Here is a 19,649-nt window from a genome sequence, read left to right on the forward strand (position 1 = left end):
TCAATGGAAACCAGCATTCATTAAAAGAAAGGAGTGAAATCTCGTGGAGCAAATGATACCTCTCATCAGTGAGGTGGGATTCCCAATCATTGTCACCCTTTACTTGCTATATCGGATTGAGTCGAAGCTAGATATGGTGGTCCAATCGATTCAAAATCTTCCAGAACGCATGAAGGGTTAATGGTAAACTGCATGACTTCTATAAATTAATAGAACCTTAAATCTTTGTTCATAATTTGTTCATACTTAAGGGGTAAGATAAATACATGAAGAGGACAAGCTTTTTTCTCTCTCTTTCATAACCCCCTTTTATAGATTTCTTTTGGATTCGGCAACTGGCCGAATCCTTTTTTTTATATAAGCAAATAGGCATCACCAGTGGATGCCTATTTTTGCTTGGCTATGTTGTTAAATAGTGTTGAAGTTTTTGTATGATTACTTTATAGTCCCTTTTTACATTTTATCATTATAAAATTGATCGAAGGTTTATTTTTCATGTCCTTATTTGGTTCGTCAATTTCTGAAAACTCTAGCAGTCCATATTGTTCAAAATCCCGTTTGATGGAGTCAGAATCGTAAAAATACATTTTCACGCCTTCCATGATCTCGTAATAGTCTTTATCCAGTTGTTTGCCCTTTCCAAACATTGGGGCTTTTTTTGAAACCGTTGTAAAAACCATATATCCATTTGGCTTTAACTGATCATAGCAATCTTTAATAAACTTCTCTCGCGCGCGGTCATTCAATAAGTGAAGAAGGGCGTAAGAAAATATACCGTCATAAAGATTATTGTCAAAAGGCATGTCTGTTACTGAACCATGAAAAATATGACTATCAAACCCGTTCTGCCTCGCCAAATCAATCGCTGTTTTTGAAATCTCAATACCTGTTACCTTTATTCCATTGTCAGTAAAAATTTTAGCATTTCTGCCATATCCAATACCTGGTACCAGGATGTCCTTAACATTCTTTTCAAGGAATAAATCCTTTGTCAGGATTGCGGAGTCTGCAGGTTCAAACCCCCACATCGTTTGTTTATCTATAAAACTTGATTCCCAGAATTCCATTTATCTCGATCTCCTTGAGATTTGTAATTTTTTTATTTCTTTTATTATAGTGTTTAAAATTGCCATAGTCATGCCTCCCCCTTATAAAACTTCCGGTATCTCGTGCTTTCGTCGGATTTCAACATGATGTCAAAATCACCAGTCAGGATTAGCACATTCTAAAATAAAAAACTTTTTGTTGCAAAAGCGCTTTCATTGGGTATATAATGTCCATAAATCGATTTACTAAATCGGTTTACTAAAACGAATTTATCATTTATTACTTCAAAGAAGGTGTCATAACCATGCAAAAAGTGATTATCCCTTTAAATGCTTTTAATAGAATGGAAGTGTTAGAGAAAGGGCAAGCTTCCTTTATAAAGCTCATTGCGGAATCAGGCGCATACGGGATTGAGATTCGCAGAGAGTTATTTTCAAATCAAGATCCAACATTAGTTAGCATGAAACAAGAAATGGAGCAACATCAACTCTTTACTGTCTATTCCGCTCCCATTGAATTGTGGAAAGAGGATCATCAGCTAAATGAACAAGAATTAACAACCATTTTTCAAGAAGGAAAACAGCTCGGAGCGAAGTGGATAAAGGTTTCACTGGGGCACTTTGATAAAAGCCAATCTAGTGTTAGCAACCTCCACTCTTTTTTAAGGCAGCATCCTGAAATTCAATTGTTTGTTGAGAATGACCAGACGCTGCATGGCGGAAATATTACCAATTTACAGTCCTTTTTTGAAAGCGCCACCGAAGAGAATGCTCCGGTTAAAATGACGTTTGACGCTGGCAACTGGTACTATTCCAAACAGTATGTACGAGAAGCATTAACTCAGCTGTCCCAGTATGTCCATTATCTTCATTTAAAACAAGTGGATCAGGAAAACGGTGAGCTCGTTACGTTACCGCTTCGGAAAAATATTGGTCACAGCTGGGAAATGGTGATGAACAGCCTTCCTAATGGTCTAGTGAAAGCGCTTGAGTTTCCAATCGAACCAAAGGAAAGAACAAAAGAGTATATTCAAATGATGACAGAAAGCGAGGCACTACTATGAAACAGTTAGATGTGGTAACATTTGGCGAAGCAATGGCTATGTTCATGGCGAATCATCCTGGTTCCTTACATGAAGTCAGCGAATTTACCCGCGAGCTGGCAGGGGCTGAAACGAACGTGGCAATTGGTTTGGCCCGCCTTGGATTCGGCTCTGGCTGGGCAAGTAAAGTAGGCAACGACGCATTTGGAAAATTCATTATCAATCGTCTTAAAAATGAAAACGTCAACATCGACCATGTTTTGTTGGATAATAAGTACCCAACAGGATTCCAATTAAAATCGATGGCCTTAACAGGAGATCCAGAGGTTCAATACTTCCGTAAAGGATCGGCTGCCAGCCATCTAAATGAAGACGATTTCAATGAAGAGTATTTTCTAGAGGCTAAACACCTTCATATGACGGGAATTCCATTAGCAATCTCGGAAGATGCACGGGGATTTGCCAAACATGCCTTAACTTTTATGAAAAAAAATAATCGCAAGGTGTCCTTGGACCCGAATTTACGGCCAACTCTTTGGGCATCACAAGAAGAAATGGTAAGAGAAATCAATGAAGTTGCCTGTAAAGCTGATTACGTTTTACCAGGGCTGGCTGAGGGTGAAATCTTAACAGGTTTCAAAAATCCAAGTGACATCGCATCCTTTTATTTAGAAAAGGGTGTCGAACTTGTCGTTATTAAGCTGGGACCGGCGGGAGCTTTTTATAAAAGTGCAACCGAGGAAGGTACTGTACTCGGGTTTCCTGTAGAAAATGTCGTTGATACCGTTGGTGCAGGTGATGGTTTTGCCGTCGGAGTAATTAGTGGACTCCTTGAAGGTATTTCCATTCATGACGCTGTGGTACGAGGAAATGCAATTGGTTCACTAGCTGTTCAGTCACCAGGTGACAATGATGGCTATCCTACCAAAGAACAGTTAGAAAAATATATTGAAAAACATTCACAGGGAGTGAAATAACATGAAACAAACCATTGCTAAAAAAAGATGGTTCTATCTGATACCAATTGCCTTTATTACTTACAGTCTTGCCTATCTTGACCGTGCCAATTATGGGTTCGGAGCGGCTTCTGGGTTAGCGAAAGACCTAGATATCACAGCGGCTACCTCCTCCCTGCTCGGTGCACTTTTCTTCTTAGGATATTTCTTTTTCCAAGTTCCGGGTGCAGCTTATGCAGAGAAAAAGAGTGCCAAGGTACTAATTTTTTGGTCATTGATTGCTTGGGGCCTACTAGCAACTGCTACAGGTATGGTAACAAATGTAAAGTTACTGTTCGTGATTCGCTTCGCCCTTGGTGTAGTAGAAAGTGCTGTTATGCCGTCCATGCTCGTACTTTTAAGCAACTGGTTTACAAAAAAAGAACGTTCTCGTGCCAATACCTTCTTAATTCTTGGTAACCCTGCAACTGTATTATGGATGTCAATTGTTTCTGGTTACCTAGTTGAATCTGTTGGCTGGAGATGGATGTTTATTATTGAAGGTCTGCCTGCTGTCATTTGGGCATTCATTTGGTGGAAGTTAGTCAACGATAAACCGAAAGATGCAAAATGGTTAACAGATAACGAAAAGTCTGAGCTTGAACTACAATTAGCAAAAGAACAAGAAGGAATTAAGCCGGTTAAAAATTACGCAGAAGCCTTTAAGTCAAAACCCGTTATTTTACTAAGTATTCAATACTTCCTTTGGAGCATTGGGGTCTATGGATTTGTGATGTGGCTCCCTTCTATTATTAAAGCAGCGCCAAATATGGATATTGTCACAACAGGCTGGTTGTCTTCAGTCCCTTATGTTTTAGCCATTGTTCTTATGTTAACGGCTTCCTATTTCTCTGATAAAATGATGAACCGCAGTGCATTTGTTTGGCCATTCCTGTTAATTGGCGCAATCGCCTTCTATGCGTCTTATGCAATTGGAACGCAGCACTTCTGGATATCCTTTGCCCTGTTGGTCATTGCAGGTGGTGCGATGTATGCTCCATATGGCCCATTCTTTGCGATTATTCCTGAAATCTTACCACGTAACGTTGCAGGTGGTGCGATGGCTCTCATTAACTCTATGGGTGCATTAGGATCATTCGTTGGTGCTTATATCGTAGGATATTTGAACAGTGCAACAGGTGGATTTGGTGCATCATATATCTTTATGGCTGGATCTCTATTCCTTTCTGCAATCTTAACCGTCTGGGCGGTAAATGTCGCAAAAAAGGATAGCAGCAAGCCCGCAAACATGAAAATGAGCGCGTAAATTGGATCCAAAAAGAGAGTTACAGACAATTACTTAGCGTTGATAACAAAAAATGCCAAAAAAAACGAATGGACCAAGTCCAGGCTGCATGTAAGGCATAGCGGGAAGAGGATGACAAATGCAAATGTCATCCTCTTTTCTTATATATGACTTCCTATTACCGCCAGCACTAGATAAATCATAAATTTGTCGCTAAAATGAAAGCAGTGACCAATGGAAAGAGGAAGATAGGCATGGAAAGAATAACAATGGCCGATGTGGCCCGTGAAGCCGGAGTATCAAAGAGCACTGTTTCTCAATATTTAAACAAACGCTATGAATATATGAGTGAAAAAACAAAGCAGAAAATTGAAGAAGCCATCGAAACCCTTGGCTATCAGCCAAATTTCTTGGCGCGAAGTCTAAAGCAAAAACGCACTTCACTTATCGGCATTATTGTTGCGAATATTACTCATTATTTTTCAACAGAGGTTAGCCGCGCCATTGAGGATTTCTTCCATCAATACGATTTGCAGGCAATCGTCTGTAACGCTGATGATGACCCTGAAAAAGAAAAGAAATACATTGAAACGCTTCGAGCCAAACAGGTGGATGGTCTGATTATTTTTCCAACTGGAAAAAACAATGCTTTATATGAAAGCATGGTTAAGCAAAACTATCCAGTTGTGTTTGTAGATAGGAAAGTAGAAAATCCCGATGTATTTACCGTCATCACCGATAATTCCGAATCCACCTACAAGGCGATTCAGCACTTTATCGCGAAGGGACATCAAAATATTGCCTTCGCTGTACAGCCACTTACAGTCAGTACACGGATAGATAGATTAGAAGGCTACAAAAAAGCGTTAATGGATGCAGGGCTAGAAATGAAGCCAGACTTTATTATTGAAGGAAGTATTCCAGAAATGAAGAAAAAACTGGAACAGCTCTTCTCCTTAGAAGTAAAGCCAACGGCACTGTTTGCAGCAAATGACCGAGTCTTTATCGCTCTTGGAGAATTTACAAAAGAAAAAGGAATTAAGTTTGGAGAGGACCTTGATGTAGTCGTATTCGACAATATCCCATTCTCGCAAATGCTCGAGAAGTCCCTATCCTTTATCATCCAGCCCGCTGCCGAAATGGGCAGAAAAGCAGCCGAACTGCTCTATCAACAAATTCAAAAAGAAAACCAGGAACCCGAAGTGTTTGTATTTCCAAGTAAAATGGTGTAGTAGTTAGTTTGGGTTTGGATCGGTGCCTGTCACTGCTCGTGGACACTGTCCACCTCAGGTGGACAGTCCTTTAATGGTGATGTCAGGCACCGTGACCAACTCCTCCCTTCTCTTATATGAATGAATTCTTTATTGAAGAACGCTTACAAATGAAGTATAATCATTCATAAACCGATTTAGTAAACCGGTTTATCTAACTGCCGGAAAAGGGGTTTAGACGATGAAAATACAACTTGCTTTAGATCGAATGGAAATAAATGAAGCGATAGAATTAACAAAAAAAGTTGCGGATTCGATTGATTGGATTGAGGTCGGGACCTCATTAATCAAGGAGTTTGGAATGGCTAGTGTTAGAGAAATGAAACAAGCCTTCCCTGCTAAAACGATAGTTGCCGATATCAAAACGATTGATAATGCCCGATATGAATTTGAAATGTGTTTTGATGCTGGAGCGGATGTAGCTACCGTTATGGGTGTGTCTCCCCTGGTAACCATTGATGTATGTATGGAAATCGCCGAACGATACAACAAAACAGTCATGATTGATTTATTAAATACATCTGAGCAGCAAAAAAAGGATTTAATGAAATACAAGAATGCTGTATTTTGTGAGCATGTGAGTAAGGATCAGCAGGAGGAGCTTGGTGCCTCTAATCATGGTTCTGAAAGTAGCAACAACTACGAACCCGGCATGACCATTGCGGCTGCAGGCGGAATTACCTTGGAGTCATTGGAATCCTTACAAAAAACGCTCAATCCATCTGTGCTAATTATTGGTTCAGCTATCACAAAGGCAGAGAATCCAGCAGAAGCTGCGGCAAAATTTAAATGTGTGGAGGCAAAATAATCATGTTACTCATTCCTACTATAATAAAAGAAATAGAAACAGTGTTAAGCCAAATAGAAGAAAACCAACTACAAAATATTGCAGTCCAATTGCAAAATGCTAAGCGTATATTTGTCATTGGTGAAGGACGTTCTGGCTTGATGGCAAAATCGTTTGCGATGCGCTTAATGCACTTAGGAGCAACCGTTTATGTTGTAGGTGAAACCATCACCCCTTCCATCGAAGAAGGCGATCTTTTAGTAGCCATTTCCGGCTCAGGTACAACCAAGAACGTCGCTTGGACCGCGGAAAAAACCAATTCACTTGGCTGTTCCGTGGTGGGTATTACCACAAATCCTGAATCACCATTAGCGTCAGCTGCAACCACGATTCTACACGTTCCAGCTGCAACCAAATATCGCCGTGAGAATGAACTAAAAACCATTCAGCCTCTTGGTTCGCTATTTGATCAATGTGCTCATATTGTATTTGACACCCTATGTCTTCAGTACAGCGCACTTACCCAAGTTGACCACAACGCTGCGTTTGGTCGTCATAGTAATTTAGAATAGGGCAAATTTAAAGACCCATTTCCAATGGGTCTTATTTTTTCGACAACAGTTGCTAGTTTTTCACCTTAATTAAACGTTTAATTAAAACAGCTGCAAACCCTTTTGAATTACGAACTTTGAATAGTTTTCCGGGAAATTTTTTGTCGAGGATACAATATGGCTTGGTTGCAAATTCTGTCAAAAACAATCTAGTTTTTGATAGATTGGATACTGATCAAAGGTTTGCTTAAATCACCACTAGCTTTTTTTAAAAGGAAATAATCATCCCATCTTTACCAGCATAGGTCCCCATCGTAGCACCCATGTAATTCACAATAACATCTTTTGGATGAAATCTCTCGATGATTTCCTGTTTCAAGGCTTCAACTTCCTCTTCATTTCCAGTGTGGGTGATTCCAAAAGTAACAGTAGAAAAATCGGTCCCTCTTTCTTCAATAACATCAAGAACCCTCTTTTGAAACTTCTTTTTACCACGTATCTTTTCAAATATTTCTACTTTCCCGCCTTCTACTCTCTCAAGCAGCACCTTAATGTTGAGGATTTTCGCCAGCGAGCCTTGAAATTTACTCAACCGCCCGCCTTTTACAATATTCTCTAAAGTATTTAAAAGCACTAATATATTCATATTTTCACGATACTCAGATAGTTCAGCAACAATTTCTTCCACTGTCGAGCCTTGTTTGGCAAGTTCCGCTGCACGAATAATTTGGAGTCCATGTCCAAGTGAACCGGCCAGCGTATCAAAGACAGTAACCTTTGCATCGGATAAATCTTTGCCGATACAAGCAGATTGATAGGTTCCACTTAACCCAGACGAAATCGTAAAACAAAGGACCTCCGAATCCGGACCAAATTGGGAAAATGCTTTAGCAAAAGAAGCAGGCGCGGGCTGTGACGTCTTCGGTAGCACCTCTGTCGAAAACATTTTATGGAAGAAACCCTGTGGGGTAAGATCCACTTTTTCTAAATAATCACGACCATCAATACTTACGGTCAATGGCACTAACGTAATATCATATTTATCTAGTAATTCTTTTGGTAAATCTGCAGAACTATCAGAAATAATCTTAATCATTTACTTCCACCTCTAGTACAATTTACTCATTCCAATTATACCAAGCGGGATTGTTTTTTTGTTTAAAAATGCTTTGGGATTTCCTCCTCCTAAAGCGACATGTCATGAAAAGGTGTGCTAGTTTATATTGATACACACCAAATGGAAGGGATACTTTTGAAAAATTCACCATATGCTTTCTTGAAGGGGGTTTTCCAGTATGCAGCGAATTAAATTTATGATTCAGCTTTTTCTCAAAGGACCATTGTGGTTTAGATTATTAATCTCTGTATCTCTCCTTGCCTCCATCATCTTCAGCAGCTCCTATTTTTCAGATACCCCTATTTATGAGAGCCTTTCCAAATTAGCGGCAGCCATCTTTTTTTCTGCTGTTGGAATAAAGCTGCGTATGAACCGGGTGGTATCGATTCTCTTATTCACTGCAGCAGCTATATGTATATATTTATCCATTCAGCCACTACTATAATTAAACATGATAAAAGCAGTGAAACCCACTGCTTTTTCCCATTCCTTCTTATTCAAATGCTTTCACCGAAGGGGCCTCATAGTTTAGAAATTTATCGAGCAAGGCCGCTGGCTCTTCCTCAATAATCGCCATTGAACCGAATTTTTCCTGCAGGAACTTCTGATCAATCATATGCTCGAACAAGCGAATCAGCGGGTCGTAATAATGATTGATATTGAGGAGTCCGCACGGCTTTTTATGCAGCCCGATTTGCCCCCACGTAAATACTTCGAAAAACTCTTCTAACGTTCCAGTCCCGCCAGGCATAACCACAAATCCATCCACTAACTCGGCCATTTTTGCTTTTCGCTCATGCATGGTATCGACGGTGATCAATTCCGTTAACCCCTTATGAGAGATTTCACGTTCCTCTAGAATCTTAGGTATCACACCAATCGCATGTCCGCCTTCACTTAACACGGTATCTGCGACGGCACCCATCAATCCGATACTTGAACCGCCATAAACCAAGGTAATATTCCGTTTCGCAAGCTCTTTCCCTAATTGAATCGCTCCAATTTTATAAGCCTCTGAAGCACCCAAACTTGAACCGCAATATACCGCCACTCGTTTCATGCTGCCGCCTCCTAAGTTTACCGTTTTACTATGATTATATTCAAAGCTTGAAAGTAAAACAAACTTAAGAAACAGGAAGTATGACCTCCTGTCTCCTAAAGAAAGCTGCGCTCTCTCTTCATAAAAATGTTCGACCTCTCTCTAGGTTTCACCCAAACATATGGCAAATGGCTGGTTTTTTGATTAAAAATCGAAATGAGTTCCTCAAAGCCTTTCATCTCATAGAGATTAAAAACAGGACCGCTCGCTGTCTTTACAAGTATGCGCCGAGTAGGCAAATGATCTTCTTCACTTTCATTATCATAGTATCTTGTTTCCGTAACCTCCCCCCAACTGTATTCATGGTGTGACGTCCCTTTACCTTTGGTCACCTTCTTCACCGTGAAGCCATTATCGTGACAAACAACGGTTGTATCCGTGCCATAAAACCAAAACAAACCGAAAGCGGCCGCCGCTACTACAAGAACCAATGTACCCAGTAAAACAGGAAGGGTTATAACCCCTATACCGATAATTCCAAGGATGGCTCCGGAAATAACCGCCATTCGTACAGAATCTTTATTCGAAAACTCCTTACCCACCACAACACCCCCTTTTTAAAAATTTATGAACTTCGTTACCCTATATGTTATGTCCTAAAAATAAACATAAATAACACATATGGTAAGTGGATGGGTGACAGGCACCGAATTTTATGTTAACTAGTTGCTTTAAAAAAGATTTTATAAGGTAAAAATAGTGCCGCTAAAGATAATATAAAAAAAATAATGTCAGGCATGAAGGTACCAAAACCAATAATATGGAGGATAAAGTATAACGGATATACCCAGCATACATACCAAGACCAACGAAGTCCTTTACGATAGGCATTTGTTAGAATGGCAAAACCAAATAAAGCCATTCCTATGACCAATGATCCACGCAGCTTTAATTCAATTCCAGCATCGGTTTGATCATTTGTTAAATATGCGTGTAAAACTGAACCTTCACCTACGGGTCCATTTTCGCCCGAAATACTAATAATTAACATGAGGACTTGTATGAGAAGTAAAAGGATCCAAGCTTTTGTTTGTAAAAACTTCACTCCAACCATCTCCTCTCAGGTAATATCAGTCAACATAAAGGGACCATTATCTACCTAATACCCTATAAAGATATTATTATTATTAACTAAAATTATTCCATATTTAACGTCAAGGCTTACGGAAGGCTCTAGATTGGGTTATCCAAACAACACTCTCTACTAAAAACTGATTCATTAAAAGTTTCATTTTTCAATAACAGCTTGATCGTAACAGAAACTTATACCTTTATTAATAGTTTTTTCATAATTAGCAGGTATGATAATTACAGGTAAAGGAAAGACTATTACTATTATTATCTATCTTTTTCAAGACCCCTATTGTTTTTTTTCTTTATTGATTCGGCACCTGGCCGAATCTTTTTTTTTACCTAATAGATTTAGCGAAACCTAATTCGTTGATAATCCACAGAAAAAAGTGCAGAGTTTCAGTCTCTACACCTTTCCAACCCTTTTTTAGTTTTAATCTTTAAATTTGCATACAACTCATTAAATCCTTATAAACTATCAAATGTTTTGAAAACTAGTTCTACAACATTATCAGCGGTTATGTCTGTAAGTGGAATACGCTTGCTGGTTATTTTATTTACACCCCAATAATAGCGGTTACTGGCTTCTTGATCGATCGGTGTAATGTATAAATAATCCCCGTCTTTTTGAATATCCATAATATCGTCATTACGTAATGGATAATAGAATCTCCAATGATTAGCCGGAGAACATCCACTTGACCAATCTTGCAAACTTTCGTATTCAAATTTTGATAACCGAATACATGGAAGCTCTTTGCTTTCTTCTAACTCCAAATCAGCATTGTACAGTTCAAGCTCCATGACATACAACGGACCATCGCGCCACTCATTTTCCAATTCAATATCATCTTTATTCTGAAACAATAGAATGAAATTTTGGATAAACCACCCAGAAAAGTCATTATCCGATTTATAGCGCAGAAATTTATCTACTACGCTGACATAATTACTTTGCTCAGAAGCAACAGTTTTACAATAATCCATTAATTTATGTATATTTTCGTATGTATGATAGACAACATGAAAGGCATTTCGAATATTATCCGCCGAACTCATAATACAATCCCTCACTTATTGATAGAGTGGTTTCAAAGCTTAATTTAACCTTGTTTTGCATAGAAAATTTAAAATAGTCGTGTTCATTTATTGGCTGTGGAGCCTCAATATGCATATGTGTAAAATCCTCAAATCCTTTTCTAGTTAAAAGTGCTATAATATCCTGAATCATAACCTGATGAAAGGGATCTGCTACTTGTAAGTTCTTTAATTGAAGCAAAATATCTTGCCATGAAATATAGCCGAATGCCACATCTTTTTCTATGATTCCTCTCGCAGAAATGTCCACGTATACGTCTTTACATGACTTCCGGTCTGCAATAAAAAGCAGCAGCTTATTTTTATCTTGACCTTTTCGTGAAACGATACGAGATTCCCTGGCTAGCTGATTTATGCTTTTATAAATTTCTTCTGCTTTTTGTTTCTCTAAATGATTCGTAACCTCATCATCTGAAGAAAGCCCACTTGTATACTTTACTTCAATCCCTATCATCACATTTTCAAATTCAATCAGGGCATCAATCTCCCCCTCTCGATCATATGGCCAAAAATCAATACAATCTGCCCAAAAGCCGTTATGGATATCGCGTATTTCCTCCCCCACTGATTTTGGATAAACACCATTTGCCAGTACTTCACCAAGCGCTGCCGAAAATGGAATGTAACGCAATACACCGAACACATTTCCAGTCAAATTATCTTCCAACCGCTCGGTTAAATTTGAACCGGTACGACTAATTTTACCTTGAATTTCCGCAAGCATATTCCGCCCCCTTTATCTAGTATTTTTAAATGGACTACATTCCCATTATATCCGTATCATGCTCCACCTAGGTGGAAAATTTTGTGAAACCTTCCCTCTTTTCCTTCGTATAATTATTAATAGGAAAGAAGGTGACACACATATGCTAAAAAAGTGGATTACTAGCTTGCTATTGGCTGCATTGTTGTTCGTTTTCCCCCATCAAAGCTTAGCTGTGGAATTTTCGATTACCAATGTGAAAATGGACGCTTACTTGCAAAACAACGGAGATGTAAAAGTTGAAGAAACGCATACGTATGTGTTTGATGGTGAATTTAACGGGATTACCCGTGAAGTGATCCCGAAAAAGGGAGCTTCCATTCGCCAATTTACTGCAACCGAGAACGGAAAGAATTTACGAATTGAAAAAGAAGATGACCTTTATAAAATCCACCGTAAAGGTGAGGATGAAACGATTACGGTAACACTCTACTACACCGTTAAAAACGGAATACAAGTATATCAAGATGTTGCGCAATTTTATTGGCCATTTTTTGATGATAGAAATGAATCCTCCTATGAGAATCTCTCAATTACGGTTCATCCTCCTGTACCAACAGAGGATGTCATTGCCTTTGGATATGACGCGGCGTTTACTGCTGAAAGCATTCAGGAAGATGGGTCCGTCTTTTTTAAATTAGGGTATGTTCCTAGTAATACAAATGCCGATATCCGCGTGGCCTACCCTGCTGGACTTTTTCCAAAAGCCCCAACCACAGCCGATAAACCGATGAAAAAGGACATTCTAAAGGCGGAGCAGGAACTAATCGAGCAGGCTGCTGCCGATGCCAAAACAAAGGAAACACTTTCAACTATTAGCACGGTAGGTATCCCTGCTTTTACAATTATTTTTCTGCTGTTACTCCTTCGGGATTGGATGTCCGCACGGTCAAGGCGCAATGATTTAATGCGTGAAGGTACACAGTTTCATTCCGTACCAAAGCTAATCATGAGTTTGCCGGCAACGATTTTTTTTACAAACAATCACTATCTTCAACCGCAGGCGATGGCTGCTGGTTTACTAGATTTGGTACGCCAGGGTTATGTGACTAAATCGGCTGATGACATGTTTAACAGAGTTAGGTCAAAAAGCCCGTTAAAGCATGAAAATGTATTGATGGAATGGCTTTTTGATAAAATCGGCAGTCAGCATACCTTTAGCTTTAACGACTTAACTTCTTATACGAAGAATAAGAAAAATCATACTAACTTCCATTCATTTCAGTCACAATGGCGAGACGCTATCAAGCACGAAGTGGATAGTTATTCCCTTTATGAGAATAAAACAACCTATCGTTTTCTGATTGGTCTTTCAAGTGTATTGCTGCTGCCGTTTCTGTTCCTTTTCCCGATTTATGATCTCTTAGGGTCCTTTTTCGCAGCACTCCTACTATTTTTTATGGTTATCCTCTACGCTTGTGTCTATCGGCCAAAGACCTGGGAGGGTGCCCAGATTGCTTACGAATGGAGGCAGTTTAAAGCTCGCTTTAAGGAAACACCACAAGCAGAATGGGAGAAATGGTCGGATGACGAGCGAATGCGTGCTTACATTTATGGACTTGGAATCAGCAGTAAGGAAGTGTATCGGAAAAACGATGAGCTAATAGAAGCACTCACCCCATCTAGCTATAATGACGGTGATACTGCCCTCTTCTACTCGATTATTTATATCGGTCCAGACACTTCTTCAAGTTTCCGGTCGGCTTATCAGTCAACTAGCAGCAGCGGGGATAGCAGCTCCAGTTCAGGTGGTGGTGGCGGAACAGGCGGCGGCGGTGGGGGCTCCGGTGCTTTCTAAAGGGCAAAAGCTTGAGGCTGATCTCAAGCCTTTGTCTTTTATATCCAATGTTGTTACTTTCCACCAATCTATAATATTATAGAGTAAGAGATGTCATGAAAAATGCAAGATAAAAAAAGGAGTGAAATAGATGTATCCAAATATTTTACGACACCCGGGACCAACCCCAATTCCTAAAAAAGTTCAACTGGCGATGAACCAAGACATGATTAGTCACCGTACTGAAGAGTTTGTACGGTTATACCAAGAAACAACCAACCGCGTAAAACCTATTTTCGGAACGGAGCAAGATATTTTACTACTGCCATCTGGCGGAGCGGCAGCATTAGAAGCAGCCGCGGTAAATTCAGTTTCCCCTGGAGATGAGGTAGTAGTCATCACTGTCGGCGCCTTTGGTAATTATTTCGTCTCGATTTGTGAGAAAAATGGTTTCAAGGTACATAAACTTGAAAGAAGCTGGGGCGAGGCCTGTACAGAAGAAGATCTAATTCAGTTTCTAAAACCTTTATCCAATATAAAGGCCGTGTTTGCCACCTATAATGAGACCTCAACAGGTATCCTAAATCCAATTGAAAAACTAGCTAACGTGGTTCGTACACATACTGATGCTCTATTTATCGTCGATGGAGTTAGCTGTCTGGGCGGGGCCCCTGCTGAGATGGATCAATGGGGAATTGATATTTTAGTAACCGGATCACAAAAAGCGATGATGCTCCCACCTGGACTTGCACTTTTAAGCGTCAGTGAACGAGCGTGGAAAGTGATAGAGGAAAGGAATACACCTTCCTATTATTTGGATTTATTAAGCTATCGTGAGTGGGCTTCAAAAGGAATGACACCCAACACTCCTGCCATTTCATTGATCTTTGGACTTTCCGCGGTATGTGATTTGATTGATGAGGAAGGCGGATTTGCACAAACCGTGGCTAGACATGATTTAATGAAAAATATGGTCCGTGAATCGATGAAGGCACTCTCTATTGGTCTGTTAACATCTGATGAGTATGCATCACCAACTATTACTGCTATTTGTGCTCCAGAAGGAATAGAATTGTCTCCGTTCATCAGTCATGTAAAGGAGAAATACCATCTCGATTTTGCTGGCGGTCTTGGCCACCTGCAAGGGAAGATTTTCAGATTTGGGCATATGGGCTATTGCTTCCCAAGTGATATCCTTCAAGCCGTTTCGCTTATAGAAGCCGGATTACAAGATTTCTCATATTCCTTCGAACCGGGATCAGGGGTATTAGCAGCACAAAAGGTTTTCTTATCTGCACAAAGTAAATAATTCAAATGAGGCATGGTTTAAGTGACCATGTCTCTATTTTTTTCAACAAATGATGTCCAAATACTTTCCATAAACACTCTTCGGTCACTCCAGGCTAATAAAACGGTATCCAGTTTTTTGAAAAGCAATGGATAAAGATCAAATTAACTGCGTTATGACTCTAAATTCGACACTTTGAGACAAATACTTTAAATCTAACTAGGGGTAAAATAAAAGGTAGTTTGAAAATCAATAAACAGATGAGGATGAACATGATGGAGTTAAATAAAGAATGTATGTATTGTATGAAGGATGAAAGACGAGACGACATAATGATTGAAATTTGCGAGCTAGAGGTATCTACAGTATTTCTTTTTAAAGAACAGACCTATACTGGCAGATGTAATGTGGTATACAAGGACCATGTAAAGGAACTATTCGAACTGGACAGTCAGGAGTTAGCGGCTTATATGAACGATGTGAAAAAGGTTGCAGCAGCAGTGGACAAGGCTTTCCAACCTGGTAAAATTAATTACGGGGCGTATGGTGATAAAATGCATCACCTACATATGCACATTGTGCCAAAATACGAAGGAAAAGCAGATTGGGGTTCCACTTTTGAAATGAACCCGGGAAAAACATACTTAACAGTAGAACAATATAAGGAAATGATTGAAACGATAAAAGAATCACTGTAGTAATATACAAGTATCTAAAAAAAAGGATTGGGCTGCTTGCACCGTGAGGCGCGAGAAACCCAATCCTTTTTATACCTACAGATGGGGATTATACCTAAAGCACCTTACTTAAGAATGCCTTGGTCCGTTCATGCTGAGGGTTGCCGAATAACGCATTCGGTTCATTTTCTTCCACAATATAACCGCCGTCCATGAAAATAACACGGTCTCCAACTTCCCTTGCAAAGCCCATTTCATGGGTAACAACGACCATCGTCATCCCTTCTATCGCAAGTTGTTTCATGACTTCTAAAACATCACCGACCATTTCAGGATCAAGTGCAGAAGTTGGCTCGTCAAAAAGCATAATCTTCGGATTCATAGCAAGAGCCCTTGCGATTGCGACCCGTTGTTTTTGTCCACCGGAGAGTTCTCCCGGATAACTATTTGCTTTTTCTCTTAGTCCAACTTTATCTAGTAAATCAAGCGCTAGTTTTTCCGCTTCTGTTTTCTCTGTAGAATGAATCTTAATCGGTCCCAACGTGATGTTTTCTAAAACCGTTTTATGAGGGAATAGATTAAATTGTTGAAATACCATTCCAACCTCTTGTCTAACTTTGTTAAGATCCACTTTTTTGTCCGTAATATCATGTCCATTAATGACTACCTGACCCCCGGATATCTCTTCCAAGCGATTTAAGCAGCGAAGGAATGTACTCTTACCTGAACCAGAAGGACCAATAACACAAATAACCTCTTTTTCCTTCACTTCTGCATTAATATCTTTTAAAACCTCTAGGCTGCCAAATGATTTTCTTAAGTTTTTCACTGTGATCATGCTCATCGAAGTTGAAACCTCCTCTCTACGAAATTAGCAAGAAGTGTTAACAAATAAATGATGATAAAGTAAATAATACCTACAGCCAGCCAAATCTTAAAAGCTTCAAATGTTGCTGAAGCTTGAATTTGCCCTTGCTGTGTTAAATCGGCAATACCGATAACGGATAAAAGCGAAGTATCTTTTAGGCTGATGATCGATTGATTCGTAATGGTTGGGAGCATTCTTCTAAAAGCCTGCGGAAGAATGATAAAGCGCATTGTTTGTGCACTTGTAAATCCAATCGATCTTGCTGCTTCCGTTTGTCCCTTATCAATAGATTGAATACCCGCCCTTATAATTTCAGAAAAATAGGCACCTGCATTGATCGCAACCGTAATGATTCCGGCTGTCGTACTGTTTAAGGAAATGACCTGAAGTGAATTTACACCAAAATAGATAAAGAACAATTGTACAATAAATGGTGTTCCTCGAATGGCGTCTACATAAGCCTTTGCGATCCAATTTAAGATCTTAAGGGGTGCAAGTCGCAGCAGGGCAACCACTAAACCTATTAAAAAACCTAGTAATATAGCAATTAAAAAGATATAAAGTGTTACTTGAAGCCCTTTTAATAATAAGGGCAAAGCAGAAACAATAATATCCACCTTTTTCATCCCCTTTCAAAAAGAAGACGCGCTCGCTTTAAGCACGCCTAATCCTATTATTTTTTATTCACCAAGATACGTTTTTAAAATTTCATCATACGTTCCATCTTTTTTCAGCTCAGCAAGTCCATTATTAATTTTTTCTAATAAATCCTGATTTTTACCTTTCAATACAGCAATTCCGTATTGATCTCCATTTAAACGATCTCCCACAAGTTTTAATCCTAGATCCTTCTGGGCAATCGCATAAGAGATAACAGGGTAATCTTCAATTAATGCATCTGCATTTCCATTAGATACTTCTTGGAACATCGCAGGACTATCGTTAAATTGAACAATTTCAATTCCTAGTTTTGAAGCATTATCTACAGCATATTTCGCACCTGACGTACCTTTTTTAACAGCAACTTTTTTCCCTTTAAGGTCATCAACAGATTTAATCGCTGAATTATCATCTTTAACAACAACGATTAATCCCGCGTCAAAATACGGCGTTGAGAAATCTACAATCTTTTTTCTATCTTCTGTAATACTCATTCCTGCAATAGCCACGTCAAGCTGGTTGGCTTGCATTGCTGGGATTATTCCACCGAAATCCATTGGAGAAAGTTCGATTTTAAACCCTTCTTTTTTCGCAATCGCATTAATTAATTCTATATCGATACCCTTATACTCGTCTCCTTCTTTAAATTCGAACGGAGGATACGTCGTATCTACACCAACTTTATATACTTTTTCACTTTTACCACTTTCACTTGCTGTTTTAGCGGTCCCACATGCCGCGATAAATAGAGTAAGAACCAAAAACAAAGTAAATAGGCCAAATTTTTTCATTTCATTCACTCCCCTTATTTAAGTTATTACTATAATCGTAGTAATAAGTAATTCCTTTTACAATATAACATAAAACTAAATAGATTTAATAGTGGAAATTCTTTAAATATAGTAAACTCAAAGAGAAATAGGTTACCTTTTTCCTGTTAACTTAGGAATTAAGTCCCTCAAATATAAATATATGCCAAAAAATTATTATTCTTTGTATATCTTCTTACAACCGCTAATGAATCGAAAAAACAAAAGGAGCACTGTTATTTAAAAAAGGATGGCGCAAGGTTGCACCATCCTTTTTCTTTTAGTTTAATTCATAAAAACTGCAAACAACCTGACCAACTGCTTTCGCAGCTACTAGGAGTGCATCTTCATCGATATCAAATTTCGGATGATGATTGAAGTAAGGCTTTTCTACCCCTTTTGGTGTACAGGCAATGTAAAAGAAGCAGGCAGGGAATTTTTCAGCATAATAGGCAAAGTCTTCGGATGGAGCCATCGCCGGAAATTCTTTCACTTCTTTAATATCAGGATCATTCATGCTTCGCAAGCTCTCTGCAACCATTGCCGTAAGCTCAGGGTCGTTGTATAAAGGCGGGTAATCTGGAGTATACGTAAGCTCACAGGTTACGCCAAATTCCTCTTCAATTCCTCTTACAATCCGCTTCACTTCTTTCTCAATCGTTTCTTTTGTTTCTACCGTCATATAGCGAATATCACCTTCAAGTTCAACGCTGTCCTTGATCACGTTGAATGTCCCTTTTCCATCAAAAGATCCGATCGTAATCACACCCACATCGAATGGACTTAATCTGCGACTGATAATGGTTTGCGCTGCTGTAACAAAATGTGCTGCAGCCACAATGGCATCGTTCGCTAGATGAGGAGAGGAACCATGCCCACCTCTTCCTTGAACCTTCAATTTCATATAGGCTCTCCCATTGAAGGAATAGCCGGCATGATATCCTACTGTACCTGCAGGTCCCATCGGCAACAAATGAATGCCATATACCGCATCTAAATCGTCAATCAAGCCAGACTCGACAATACTTTTTGCTCCGCCTGGCGGAACTTCTTCTGCATGTTGGTGAATGATTTTGATGGTACCTGGGATGGAATCTTTTAATTGGATTAGGCAATCCGCCAAAACTAACAAGTAAGCTGTATGTCCGTCATGTCCGCACGCATGCATGACCCCTTCATTCTTTGACTTAAACGGCACATCCGCTTCCTCTACAATCGGAAGGGCATCAAAATCAGCACGAAGACCGATCGTTTTTCCAGGTTTTCCACCTTTAATCGTTACGATAATCCCATACCCATTCCCAACATTCGTTTGAATGTCAACATCTTTCCCTTTATAATAATCCGCAATGTACTGAGCCGTTTTCTCCTCTTTAAAAGAGATTTCAGGATTTTCATGTAAATGGCGGCGGATTTGAATTATTTCATCTTTACGTGATTCTAACATACCCATTAAATCGCTTTTCATCATTTTCTTCTCCCC

The 19,649-nt window shown here is 39.3% G+C and carries 22 protein-coding genes; 11 read left to right on the plus strand and 11 right to left on the minus strand.

The genetic code is table 11. The features are described 5' to 3' along the window. Nucleotides 1-43: 43 nt before the first annotated feature. On the plus strand, nucleotides 44-181 hold the full coding sequence (locus QNH48_RS27030; RefSeq protein ID WP_095246428.1) for a YvrJ family protein: 138 nt from the start codon (nucleotides 44-46) through the stop codon (nucleotides 179-181). Nucleotides 182-440: 259 nt separating this feature from the next. Here QNH48_RS27030 and QNH48_RS27035 read toward each other — a convergent pair whose 3' ends face one another. Then, on the minus strand, nucleotides 441-1,067 hold the full coding sequence (locus tag QNH48_RS27035; protein WP_283952763.1) for a class I SAM-dependent methyltransferase: 627 nt from the start codon (nucleotides 1,065-1,067) through the stop codon (nucleotides 441-443). Between the two features lie 284 nt (nucleotides 1,068-1,351). On the opposite strand from QNH48_RS27035, the gene QNH48_RS27040 reads away from it, so the two are divergent. The 6 genes from QNH48_RS27040 to hxlB all read left to right on the plus strand — a co-directional run bounded on the left by QNH48_RS27040 (nucleotide 1,352) and on the right by hxlB (nucleotide 6,960). Continuing rightward, nucleotides 1,352-2,110 (plus strand): sugar phosphate isomerase/epimerase family protein, encoded by a 759-nt coding sequence (locus QNH48_RS27040; RefSeq protein WP_283952764.1) that lies wholly within the window; start codon nucleotides 1,352-1,354, stop codon nucleotides 2,108-2,110. Next, complete coding sequence (locus QNH48_RS27045) at nucleotides 2,107-3,066, plus strand: sugar kinase (RefSeq protein WP_283952765.1); 960 nt, start codon at nucleotides 2,107-2,109, stop codon at nucleotides 3,064-3,066. Before QNH48_RS27040 ends, QNH48_RS27045 begins: the two co-directional genes overlap by 4 nt. Nucleotide 3,067: 1 nt before the next feature. After that, nucleotides 3,068-4,351: an MFS transporter gene (locus QNH48_RS27050; RefSeq protein ID WP_133371917.1), complete on the plus strand. Its 1,284-nt coding sequence runs from the start codon at nucleotides 3,068-3,070 to the stop codon at nucleotides 4,349-4,351. Nucleotides 4,352-4,584: 233 nt separating this feature from the next. Further along, entirely contained in the window at nucleotides 4,585-5,562 is a 978-nt protein-coding gene (locus tag QNH48_RS27055) for a LacI family DNA-binding transcriptional regulator (protein ID WP_283952766.1), read from the plus strand. 220 nt (nucleotides 5,563-5,782) lie between these two features. After that, nucleotides 5,783-6,409 (plus strand): 3-hexulose-6-phosphate synthase, encoded by a 627-nt coding sequence (gene hxlA, locus QNH48_RS27060; RefSeq protein WP_283952767.1) that lies wholly within the window; start codon nucleotides 5,783-5,785, stop codon nucleotides 6,407-6,409. A 2-nt stretch (nucleotides 6,410-6,411) separates the two neighbouring features. Continuing rightward, on the plus strand, nucleotides 6,412-6,960 hold the full coding sequence (hxlB, locus tag QNH48_RS27065) for a 6-phospho-3-hexuloisomerase (protein ID WP_481858517.1): 549 nt from the start codon (nucleotides 6,412-6,414) through the stop codon (nucleotides 6,958-6,960). 247 nt (nucleotides 6,961-7,207) lie between these two features. On the opposite strand, the gene QNH48_RS27070 is transcribed toward hxlB, so the two are convergent. Further along, nucleotides 7,208-8,035, minus strand: a complete 828-nt coding sequence (locus QNH48_RS27070) for a DegV family protein (RefSeq protein WP_283952769.1) — start codon at nucleotides 8,033-8,035, stop codon at nucleotides 7,208-7,210. Nucleotides 8,036-8,234: 199 nt separating this feature from the next. Between QNH48_RS27070 and QNH48_RS27075 the strand changes: the two genes are divergently transcribed. Next, complete coding sequence (locus tag QNH48_RS27075) at nucleotides 8,235-8,501, plus strand: hypothetical protein (protein ID WP_283952770.1); 267 nt, start codon at nucleotides 8,235-8,237, stop codon at nucleotides 8,499-8,501. 48 nt (nucleotides 8,502-8,549) lie between these two features. Here QNH48_RS27075 and QNH48_RS27080 read toward each other — a convergent pair whose 3' ends face one another. From QNH48_RS27080 to QNH48_RS27100, 5 genes are all read right to left on the minus strand, one after another. Beyond that, nucleotides 8,550-9,116, minus strand: coding sequence for an LOG family protein (locus QNH48_RS27080; protein ID WP_283952771.1), 567 nt, complete (start codon nucleotides 9,114-9,116; stop codon nucleotides 8,550-8,552). Nucleotides 9,117-9,211: 95 nt separating this feature from the next. Continuing rightward, nucleotides 9,212-9,697: a hypothetical protein gene (locus QNH48_RS27085; protein ID WP_283952772.1), complete on the minus strand. Its 486-nt coding sequence runs from the start codon at nucleotides 9,695-9,697 to the stop codon at nucleotides 9,212-9,214. A gap of 116 nt (nucleotides 9,698-9,813) precedes the next feature. Then, entirely contained in the window at nucleotides 9,814-10,200 is a 387-nt protein-coding gene (locus tag QNH48_RS27090; RefSeq protein WP_283952773.1) for a hypothetical protein, read from the minus strand. A gap of 494 nt (nucleotides 10,201-10,694) precedes the next feature. Continuing rightward, a complete protein-coding gene (locus QNH48_RS27095; protein WP_283952774.1) occupies nucleotides 10,695-11,285 on the minus strand; it encodes a hypothetical protein in 591 nt (196 codons plus the stop codon). Further along, on the minus strand, nucleotides 11,269-12,048 hold the full coding sequence (locus tag QNH48_RS27100; protein WP_283952775.1) for a hypothetical protein: 780 nt from the start codon (nucleotides 12,046-12,048) through the stop codon (nucleotides 11,269-11,271). The genes QNH48_RS27095 and QNH48_RS27100 overlap by 17 nt, the downstream gene beginning before the upstream one ends. 142 nt (nucleotides 12,049-12,190) lie before the next feature. Between QNH48_RS27100 and QNH48_RS27105 the strand changes: the two genes are divergently transcribed. From QNH48_RS27105 to QNH48_RS27115, 3 genes are all read left to right on the plus strand, one after another. Further along, on the plus strand, nucleotides 12,191-13,885 hold the full coding sequence (locus tag QNH48_RS27105; RefSeq protein ID WP_283952776.1) for a DUF2207 domain-containing protein: 1,695 nt from the start codon (nucleotides 12,191-12,193) through the stop codon (nucleotides 13,883-13,885). Nucleotides 13,886-14,015: 130 nt separating this feature from the next. Further along, a complete protein-coding gene (locus QNH48_RS27110) occupies nucleotides 14,016-15,173 on the plus strand; it encodes a pyridoxal-phosphate-dependent aminotransferase family protein (protein ID WP_283952777.1) in 1,158 nt (385 codons plus the stop codon). Nucleotides 15,174-15,424: 251 nt separating this feature from the next. After that, nucleotides 15,425-15,850 (plus strand): HIT family protein, encoded by a 426-nt coding sequence (locus QNH48_RS27115; protein WP_283952778.1) that lies wholly within the window; start codon nucleotides 15,425-15,427, stop codon nucleotides 15,848-15,850. Between the two features lie 94 nt (nucleotides 15,851-15,944). Here QNH48_RS27115 and QNH48_RS27120 read toward each other — a convergent pair whose 3' ends face one another. The 4 genes from QNH48_RS27120 to QNH48_RS27135 all read right to left on the minus strand — a co-directional run bounded on the left by QNH48_RS27120 (nucleotide 15,945) and on the right by QNH48_RS27135 (nucleotide 19,634). Continuing rightward, a complete protein-coding gene (locus tag QNH48_RS27120) occupies nucleotides 15,945-16,673 on the minus strand; it encodes an amino acid ABC transporter ATP-binding protein (protein ID WP_095246407.1) in 729 nt (242 codons plus the stop codon). Beyond that, nucleotides 16,670-17,314 (minus strand): amino acid ABC transporter permease, encoded by a 645-nt coding sequence (locus QNH48_RS27125; RefSeq protein WP_283952779.1) that lies wholly within the window; start codon nucleotides 17,312-17,314, stop codon nucleotides 16,670-16,672. The genes QNH48_RS27120 and QNH48_RS27125 overlap by 4 nt, the downstream gene beginning before the upstream one ends. A gap of 63 nt (nucleotides 17,315-17,377) precedes the next feature. Continuing rightward, entirely contained in the window at nucleotides 17,378-18,148 is a 771-nt protein-coding gene (locus tag QNH48_RS27130) for a transporter substrate-binding domain-containing protein (RefSeq protein WP_283952780.1), read from the minus strand. A 298-nt stretch (nucleotides 18,149-18,446) separates the two neighbouring features. Continuing rightward, entirely contained in the window at nucleotides 18,447-19,634 is a 1,188-nt protein-coding gene (locus tag QNH48_RS27135) for an amidohydrolase (RefSeq protein WP_283955898.1), read from the minus strand. Nucleotides 19,635-19,649: the final 15 nt, after the last annotated feature.

The organism is Neobacillus sp. YX16 (assembly GCF_030123505.1).
Classification (GTDB): Bacteria; Bacillota; Bacilli; order Bacillales; family Cytobacillaceae; genus Neobacillus.

Coding starts and splice junctions, on each gene's coding strand:
- hxlA (WP_283952767.1), top strand. CDS start 5,783: ATGAAAATACAACTTGCTTTAGATCGAATGGAAATAAATGAAGCGATA.
- QNH48_RS27070 (WP_283952769.1), bottom strand. CDS start 8,035: ATGATTAAGATTATTTCTGATAGTTCTGCAGATTTACCAAAAGAATTA.
- QNH48_RS27110 (WP_283952777.1), top strand. CDS start 14,016: ATGTATCCAAATATTTTACGACACCCGGGACCAACCCCAATTCCTAAA.
- QNH48_RS27045 (WP_283952765.1), top strand. CDS start 2,107: ATGAAACAGTTAGATGTGGTAACATTTGGCGAAGCAATGGCTATGTTC.
- hxlB (WP_481858517.1), top strand. CDS start 6,412: ATGTTACTCATTCCTACTATAATAAAAGAAATAGAAACAGTGTTAAGC.
- QNH48_RS27105 (WP_283952776.1), top strand. CDS start 12,191: ATGCTAAAAAAGTGGATTACTAGCTTGCTATTGGCTGCATTGTTGTTC.
- QNH48_RS27035 (WP_283952763.1), bottom strand. CDS start 1,067: ATGGAATTCTGGGAATCAAGTTTTATAGATAAACAAACGATGTGGGGG.
- QNH48_RS27055 (WP_283952766.1), top strand. CDS start 4,585: ATGGAAAGAATAACAATGGCCGATGTGGCCCGTGAAGCCGGAGTATCA.
- QNH48_RS27080 (WP_283952771.1), bottom strand. CDS start 9,116: ATGAAACGAGTGGCGGTATATTGCGGTTCAAGTTTGGGTGCTTCAGAG.
- QNH48_RS27135 (WP_283955898.1), bottom strand. CDS start 19,634: ATGAAAAGCGATTTAATGGGTATGTTAGAATCACGTAAAGATGAAATA.
- QNH48_RS27050 (WP_133371917.1), top strand. CDS start 3,068: ATGAAACAAACCATTGCTAAAAAAAGATGGTTCTATCTGATACCAATT.
- QNH48_RS27120 (WP_095246407.1), bottom strand. CDS start 16,673: ATGAGCATGATCACAGTGAAAAACTTAAGAAAATCATTTGGCAGCCTA.
- QNH48_RS27095 (WP_283952774.1), bottom strand. CDS start 11,285: ATGAGTTCGGCGGATAATATTCGAAATGCCTTTCATGTTGTCTATCAT.
- QNH48_RS27115 (WP_283952778.1), top strand. CDS start 15,425: ATGATGGAGTTAAATAAAGAATGTATGTATTGTATGAAGGATGAAAGA.
- QNH48_RS27040 (WP_283952764.1), top strand. CDS start 1,352: ATGCAAAAAGTGATTATCCCTTTAAATGCTTTTAATAGAATGGAAGTG.
- QNH48_RS27100 (WP_283952775.1), bottom strand. CDS start 12,048: ATGCTTGCGGAAATTCAAGGTAAAATTAGTCGTACCGGTTCAAATTTA.
- QNH48_RS27075 (WP_283952770.1), top strand. CDS start 8,235: ATGCAGCGAATTAAATTTATGATTCAGCTTTTTCTCAAAGGACCATTG.
- QNH48_RS27130 (WP_283952780.1), bottom strand. CDS start 18,148: ATGAAAAAATTTGGCCTATTTACTTTGTTTTTGGTTCTTACTCTATTT.